Annotated in this window: 8 protein-coding genes; 1 reads left to right on the top strand and 7 read right to left on the bottom strand. The window is 44.9% G+C overall.

What is annotated here, in order from left to right:
- The first annotated feature begins 856 nt into the window (after window positions 1-856).
- Entirely contained in the window at window positions 857-1,747 is an 891-nt protein-coding gene (locus PseudUWO310_RS18265; protein ID WP_223805741.1) for a formylglycine-generating enzyme family protein, read from the top strand.
- Here PseudUWO310_RS18265 and PseudUWO310_RS18260 read toward each other — a convergent pair.
- The 7 genes from PseudUWO310_RS18260 to PseudUWO310_RS18230 form a co-directional block, all read right to left on the bottom strand.
- Window positions 1,744-1,962, bottom strand: a complete 219-nt coding sequence (locus PseudUWO310_RS18260; protein ID WP_223805740.1) for a hypothetical protein — start codon at window positions 1,960-1,962, stop codon at window positions 1,744-1,746. The two genes, PseudUWO310_RS18265 and PseudUWO310_RS18260, sit on opposite strands and share 4 nt — an antisense overlap.
- A 334-nt stretch (window positions 1,963-2,296) precedes the next feature.
- A complete protein-coding gene (locus PseudUWO310_RS18255; RefSeq protein ID WP_142603797.1) occupies window positions 2,297-2,662 on the bottom strand; it encodes a VOC family protein in 366 nt (121 codons plus the stop codon).
- Between the two features lie 67 nt (window positions 2,663-2,729).
- Window positions 2,730-4,055 carry an MFS transporter gene (locus PseudUWO310_RS18250; RefSeq protein WP_190316070.1) on the bottom strand — a complete coding sequence of 442 codons (1,326 nt, stop codon included), beginning with the start codon at window positions 4,053-4,055 and terminating at the stop codon, window positions 2,730-2,732.
- Window positions 4,056-4,087: 32 nt separating this feature from the next.
- Window positions 4,088-4,591 (bottom strand): MarR family winged helix-turn-helix transcriptional regulator, encoded by a 504-nt coding sequence (locus PseudUWO310_RS18245; protein ID WP_197278654.1) that lies wholly within the window; start codon window positions 4,589-4,591, stop codon window positions 4,088-4,090.
- A gap of 42 nt (window positions 4,592-4,633) precedes the next feature.
- Window positions 4,634-5,497: an ABC transporter permease gene (locus tag PseudUWO310_RS18240; RefSeq protein ID WP_142603795.1), complete on the bottom strand. Its 864-nt coding sequence runs from the start codon at window positions 5,495-5,497 to the stop codon at window positions 4,634-4,636.
- On the bottom strand, window positions 5,454-6,341 hold the full coding sequence (locus PseudUWO310_RS18235; protein ID WP_190316069.1) for an ATP-binding cassette domain-containing protein: 888 nt from the start codon (window positions 6,339-6,341) through the stop codon (window positions 5,454-5,456). Before PseudUWO310_RS18235 ends, PseudUWO310_RS18240 begins: the two co-directional genes overlap by 44 nt.
- Before the next feature lie 399 nt (window positions 6,342-6,740).
- Window positions 6,741-7,679, bottom strand: coding sequence for a bile acid:sodium symporter family protein (locus PseudUWO310_RS18230; protein ID WP_142603793.1), 939 nt, complete (start codon window positions 7,677-7,679; stop codon window positions 6,741-6,743).
- Window positions 7,680-7,693 lie beyond the last annotated feature (14 nt).

The following is a 7,693-nucleotide window of genomic DNA, read 5'->3' as shown; positions in this document are numbered from 1 at the left end:
ATTTAGAATGCATGGGTTTGAGTCGATAAAGTCTGCTATCGACCAAATATCTCACAATATACCTGCCATGTCATCTTTACTCTTTTAATCTCTCTATTACCCATTCTTGAAACAGCCCTGCCTTTTTAAGGGGGATTGAGGGGGATCTCTTAGAGTTTTTGACCGCAGAAAGTAATTCTTAAGGCTCTATAGGTGTTTCGGGGAGGTCAACCATGATAAATGGCTTAATGCTTTTAATGACGAGTGTTTCAGCTGTCAAAGACCTCCGAGACTAAAACTATTGCACATCAAGCATTTCAGCCATTTAAGCTAAAGTACCTCCCCGAAACACCTATTGAGCCATTCTTAAATGGTTTCTAAATCACTAGAGATAATTCCAAAAGACAAGTGGCGGCGCTTTGCGCCGCCACTTGTCTTTTGGAATTATCCCAAGGTAAGAAATGGCGTAGCCATTCCTTACAGCAATTACCGATCAAACGAACCACAAGGAAATTCTTGAAAGCGTTGCTTTGCAATGCTTTCAAGAATTTCCTTGGTTTGGGTTTGAGCGCAAAGCGCTGTAACAAAATTTGCTTTTTCGATTGCTCTTTGTCGTCTCTGATGGCATACTAAGCATATACTACGATATTAATATGTAGATACCGTGGTATATGACTGGTATATTGGCTTTTGGCTTTTAGCTTTTGGCTTTTAGCTTTTGGCTTTTGGTGATTGCTGGTTAGTGGTTGGTGATTGGTGGTTGATTGTGCGAAATAGATTTTTTCTTTTCCTTTTTCTTTTCCTTTTTTCCTTTTTTCTTCTCTGTACTTTAGCGATCGCACCTTCTGCTTTTGCTAATATCTCTTGTTCTGAAGGGATGGTGTTTATTGATGGGGGGACTTTTCGGATGGGTGCGGATAGCGATCGGTTTCCTGAGGAGAGGGCTGCTGATAATGTGAGTGTGAGCAGTTTTTGCATTGATACTCATGAAGTGACGAATGCTGAGTTTGCTAAATTTGTGAAGGCGACTGGATATAAAACTGTTGCGGAGATTCCCCTATCAAAAGAAGAATTTCCCGATCTGCCTGACGAGCAGCGCTTAGCAGGTTCTTTAGTATTTCAACCACCTAAAGAAGATGCCCAAACGGTAGCTTTTCTTAGTTGGTGGAATTGGACTGTGGGGGCTAATTGGCAACATCCTTTTGGGAAAGATAGTTCCATAAAAAATAAAGATAATTATCCCGTCGTGCATATTTCCTATAAAGATGCGGAAGCCTATGCCAAGTGGATTGGCAAGTCAATTCCCACGGAAGCACAATGGGAATATGCGTCGCGAGGAGGCTTAGATCGCGCAACCTATGCTTGGGGGGATCAATATTCTGAGAAGAGAGCGAATACTTGGCAGGGGATTTTTCCATTTTTTAATACTAAAGCCGATGGATACAAGGGTTTAGCACCTGTCGGATCGTTTCCTCCTAATGGTTATGGACTCTATGATATGACTGGTAATGTTTGGGAATGGACTTCTGATTTCTTCGAGGTTGGACATGATCGCATGGCACACCAACACAATCCGATCGCTGGCGATCGCCACAAAAGTTTTGACCCCAAAAAGCCTGATGAGTCGGTGTTACATGTTATTAAGGGTGGTTCCTATCTTTGCGCTCCCAATTATTGCAGTCGCTATCGTCCTGCGGCGCGTGAGTCCGAGTCTCCTGACACGGGAACTACACATATTGGGTTTCGCTTAGTCAAAAATTCCATTTAAAGACGCGAAGATTTTGAGTGATTTAATTGCCACTTTAAGTAATCTTCTACCGTTGGGAAATATTGCATAACTCCATCTAATCCTTCAGGTCTCCCCTTGAGATAACCATCTAAATAAGCAGAGTCATCTTTACGTGGTAAAAGTCCCCCATCTCGATCGCGTTGTCCTTCTTGATAACGAGCTTCTCTGATATTGCCGAACATAATCTCACCCATTCCCTTTCCGATTCTTGAAAAGCTTATTAGATATATCTTTATTCTATCTAAGATGCTCAAAAACAACAAATAGTCTTGATTGTGGAAACCATAAGTAAAAGTAATTATAGCAATGTAAGAGATAGCGAGGACAAAGAAAAAACCAGAGATGAGTGGCGGCGCGAAGCGCCGCCACTCATCTCTGGTTTTTTAAGAAATGGCTACGTCATTTCTTAAAACCATAAATCCTGTAGCGAACGCTGCGCGTTCGCTACAGGATTTATGGTTTTAATTATGCCCAGCTACTCATATAAAGAGTTTAAGTATCAGTCTTAATCATGATGCTTAAACTCAATTAATGATACTTAAGAATCTCGATTCGATTGCCCGCAGGATCTCGCAGATAAAAGCGATCGCAGTTTGCAAGGGGGTGGCGATCGGGAATAATCTCGACCTTTAGATTTTGCAAATGTTGGCGAAAAGTCTCCAGATTCTCCACTTCAAAAGCAATATGTCGCCTAGATTGAGCATTATGGATTTCAGTCTCCGTCGCAATATGCACCTGAGTATGACCCAATTGATACCACGCACCCACGGCTGGTAGTGATGCTGGTTTGGGAATTTCAGCTAATCCTAAAGCTTGACCATAGAAAAAGAGCATCGCCTTTTCTAAATCAGGGGTAGAAGTAACTTGAATATGATCGATCGCTTTAAGCCACATATTTTTTCTCCTAGGCAAATGAAAATATTGATAAGACAGGCACAAAGCGCCTGTCTTATCAAATCAATCAAACTTCAGAAGCTTGGACTTCTGTTAATTCCGAATCGGGTTCGCGATAATCCGCCAATGCTCCGAGATTCTTGAGACTGGGAAATAGCCAGAGGGTTGCCAATACGACGGCGATCGTGCCTATGCCGCCACCAACTACGGCAAGAATAGGGCCAAAAGCGGCGGCAGCTAAACCCGACTCAAAGCCGCCTAGTTCATTAGAGGCGCTAATAAAAACGCTATTTACGGCAGCTACTCTGCCGCGCAAATGTTCGGGAGTGCGAATCTGCACGAGGGTATGGCGAATGACCACGCTGATCATATCGAGCGCTCCGCTGAAGAACAGCATCAATAAAGAGAGCCAAAACCAACGGGATAAGCCAAATATAATCGTGACGATCCCAAAGCCAACCACCGACCAGAGCATCGCTAAGCCCGATCGCTTAAATGGTGGTAAATGGGCGATCGCCACTGCCATGATCAACGAACCGATCGAAGGTGCAGCTTGGAGAAATCCTAGTTCTAAAGCGCCAACATGGAGAATATCTTTGGCAAAAATCGGTAAGAGCGCCGTTGCACCGCCTAGCAACACGGCAAAGAGATCGAGGGAAATGGAACCGAGGATAACTTGATTATGCCAAACAAATTTAAATCCTGCGGATAGTGCTTTGAGAGAGATTGGCTCAGAAGCGTAAGTCACAGGACGTTTGGGAATAGTTGCTACGGCTACAAAACAAAGGAAAGCGGCTAGAGCCGCAAATAGATAGACTCCTGTAGCGTTGCCGAGAACTGCGATCGCTAAGCCGCCAAGGGCTGGACCCACAACTGCCGCAAGATGAAAACTACTGCTATTCCATGTGGCAGCATTGGCAAACATTTCAATGGGGATGAGCTGCCAGATAAAGGCATCACTGGCGGGTTTGAGAAAGGCGCGACCGATGCCAATCAAGGCGAGGAGGACATAGACCCACGCAATAGAACCCTTTCCATAGGAAATTGCCGTAAGTCCAAGGGAGCAGAGAATCGATAGAAAAATAGCAAATAGAATCGTGTTTTTGCGATCGTGGCGATCGGCAACATGCCCCGCCAAAAGGGTTAACAAAATCATCGGTGTGACTTGGGCTAAACCGACACCCCCTAAGGCTAGAGCCGAACCCGTGCGATCATAAATCTCCCAGCCAAGGGCAATGGTTTGCATTTGGAAGGAAGTGAAAATAAGGATACGTCCGATCGCAAAAAGCCGAAAATCGCGAATTTTTAAAGCCGCGAAGGGATCGGCAGGATTGGGGTGATTATGGTGAATTTCTGAAGATTTGGGATGGGAGTTGCGCGGATGAGGACTCATGATTTGTATGCTTATTCGTAAAGACAACCGCTTTACGGTGTAGATTTTGATTCAAAAACTTGGTAGAGAATCGCTAAACTGTCGTCGATTTTGGCGATCTGTTCTTCGCTCAAGGAGTCGAGTAGATCGGCAATATAAGCGCGGGTGAGATCTCTAGCTGCATCGAGATGATCTTTTCCTTCCGTCGTCAATTTCAAGGAAACGCGACGACGTTCCGAGGGGTGATCGCACCGATGGACGAAGTTACGCTGTACGAGACGTTCTGTATTTGCCGAAGCTGTGGCACAGGTTACGCCTAAATGTTCGGAAAGTTCTGCTAATGAAGCCCCAGGATTACGATCTAAAAAAGCCAGCGTCCGAAATTGGGGAACTGATAATTCTGTTGCCTTGCGATCGCGCATATCTGCTCGAATAAATCGCATCACCAAAGGAATTGTTTCCATCACCTTGGCTGCACATTGTTTTGATAGCGTGGAGTCAAGCTCTTGGACAATTGATTCTGAAGATTTTTGGCGAGTAGATTTTGGCGATCCCATTAGACAATTAACCTATTTTATAGTCAAAGTCATTCTATCGTCTTATATTCCCACTTTACGATACAGGCGACCGCCTACAAAGGTCAGGACAATTAGGACTGACAGCAGGATAAATGCGTCAAATCCATAGCCATAAAGACTTGTGCCATTACTTAGCATTACGCCACGCAGGGCATCAACCTCGTAGGTAAGGGGATTGATATGGGAAACGACTTGCAACCAAGGAGGCATGATCTCAATAGGGTAAATCGCATTACTAGCAAAGAATAAAGGCATTGTCATCAGTTGCCCCATGCCATTAAAGCCTTCGCGGGATTTAACTATACAAGCGACGATAATTGAAAAAATCGAGAAGCAAGCTGCTCCGAGAAATACGATTAGCAATACGCCAAGCATGGCGATCGCGCCAAAGTTAAGCTGTACGCCCAAAACAAAAGATAGCGTGTAAATCACGAAAACCTGTGATAAACAGCGTACACCTGAGGCTAGCCCTTTACCCAAAACGATGGAGGCGCGAGGGGTGGGACTAACTAGAAATTTTTGGGCTAATCCTAAATCTCTTTCCCAAATGAGGGACATGCCACCGCTAAATATTGAGACAAAGAGAACACTCTGCGCGAGGATCCCTGCCGCCATAAAGTCCAGATAGGGCAAACCATTAGTAGGGATACCGCGAATTCTGGTGAAAACTTGACCGAAGATGAGCAACCAGAGGACGGGCTGTACCGCACGTACGATTAAGTCCGTGGGATCGTGGCGCAATTTGCGAACTTCAAGCTCGGTAATTACCAAGGTTTTATGAAGAAATTCAGCGATCGCTTGCCAAGGGTTTCTTCTCCGCGAGCGTCTTGAACCTGAAAAACTATCCCAATCGTTGAGCCGTGCGTCGATTTCGAGATGTTTCACGATAACTTCCTCCTCCTGTTGTCATTTGATTGCCCGTGTAATGGATGAATACATCATCTAAGGTGGCTCTTTCTTGATCTAGTTCTCGATCAAGACTTGCCTTGAGTTCGCTCGGAACGCCCGTCACTACGACTTTGCCCACTTGCATGATCGCCACGCGATCGCACAAACTATCCGCTTCCTCTAAGAAATGTGTGGTCAAAATAATCGTCGTTCCGTAGTTCTCGCGTAGCTGCTGTACTAAAGCCCAGACATAACTCCGCGCAAGGGGATCCAAGCCCACCGTTGGCTCATCCAGAAATAAAACTTGCGGCTGATGTAACATTGACTGAGCGACTTCTAATCGCCGAATCATCCCGCCCGAATATTGACGCACAAGCCGATGCGCCGCTTCGGTTAATCCCATAAATTCCAATACATCATTAATGCGCGATGCGCGGTATTTGTGGGGAATGTCATAGAGCTTGGAAAAAATTAGCAGATTCTCATAGGCTGTGAGACTGCCATCCGCAGAGAGCGACTGCGGCACATAACCGATCGCTCGCCGAATTTCCGATGGTTGATGGGTTAAGTCCAAACCCGCGATCGTTGCACTTCCCGAACTTGGGGACAAGAGTGTCGTCAGCATTTTGATCGTGGTACTTTTGCCCGCGCCGTTGGGACCCAGTAAGCCAAAGATTTCGCCTGCCTTGACTTGAAGATTTATGCTGTTTACCGCCCGTCTTTGTCCGAAATCCCGCGTCAGCGATCGGGTCTCGATCATCACATCGCGATCTTGATGATCTGGATTGGGATCTAGCGAAGGATCACTGGCGTAATCAGCATTTTCATGCAATTTAACCATAGTTAAATCTGCTCCTTAAAAATAAAGGAATAAAATAATTAGACAATCTAACTATTTAAACTAAATATTAGGTTATCTAACTATTGATTAAATTGCAACCCTAAAATAATCTCAGTTCGGGTTAAACTGGCAAATTTTATAGCTACCGCCAGTTTTGTTAGGACAAAATCAAAACCCCAAAGAGAGTTGCCGCACTCCGCGCGGCAACTCTCTTTGGGGTTTTATGTCCTGATACAGTTGGCGGTAGCCATAAAAGCCCCAGAGTAAAAGCCTTGCTACGCAAGGCTTTTACTCTGGGGCTTTGAGGAAGGGTTTGCGTAGCAAACCCTTCCTCAAAGCCCGTTTCAAAAAACAGAAAGATATAGCGATCGCACAGCGATCGCTATATCTTTCTGTTTTTTATTGAGTATTAAGGGAAGTTGTGCTGACCTCTGTTGATGGAGCTTTTGGATTTATGGAGAATCTAGCAATCAATCGGATTACCACAAATAAAGATAAACTCGTCACCACAATTACGCTGATAATTGCAGGATCGTTAAAATTTGTACCCGCTACCAAGAGCGCTCCTGCGATATTCCGCTGAGCCGTGCCGACTCCAAGGGTTAACCTTGTATCGAGATTGGGTCCCCCAAGCAAATATCCCACGGCAAAGGCAACGATAATGAAAATGGCGATCGCGAAGACCATACCACTCTTAACCAGCTCAATTAGACTATTAAATTGTAAGATGAATGCTGAACCTATCCCTGAGATGAAAGCAAAGTTAGCAACTCGGCGCAGGAATGGAGCGACAACGGTGGCGATCGCTTCAAAGCGAGATCGAATGAATAGCCCGATCGCTAAGGGAGGTAATAGAGAAATAAATAGGGGCTTCGCAACTTGCCAAGGACTAATCTGTACGCCATCTAAAACTAGCGGTAAAACGATCGGCATAAAGATCGAAGAACCTAGCATCAATATCATTAGCAATCCTGCGGCAAAGGCAAGGTTTCCATTTACGATTTGGGCTAACTTCGGTAATACAGGAGGGCCAGCGGCAACGGCAAGGATCGTAAAGCCAATTTTGATTGGTTCACTCACAGTCACAAATTGCAGTGCAAGAAAGACTAGAAGCGGGACTATCACAAAGTTTGCCACTAACGAGCAAATTACTAACCGCCAATTGCGCAGGGGTTCTAGGATCTGCGGTACGGTGAGACTCAAGCCCGTGGATAGTAACATCGCCAGAATAAACAGCAAAAAGGAAAGTCGATTTAGCAGAGTAAAATCAATTTTATGGAAGTAAAAGTCTAGCTGCTGGATTAGAGGAGAATCGATCGAGGATAGCAATTCATGCATGGTGAATGAAGGAA

It is taken from the genome of Pseudanabaena sp. UWO310 (assembly GCF_006861605.1).
Lineage (GTDB): Bacteria > Cyanobacteriota > Cyanobacteriia > Pseudanabaenales > Pseudanabaenaceae > Pseudanabaena.
Note: the sequence above shows the minus strand (reverse complement) of the source record. Positions and strands in the feature narration are given on the sequence as shown.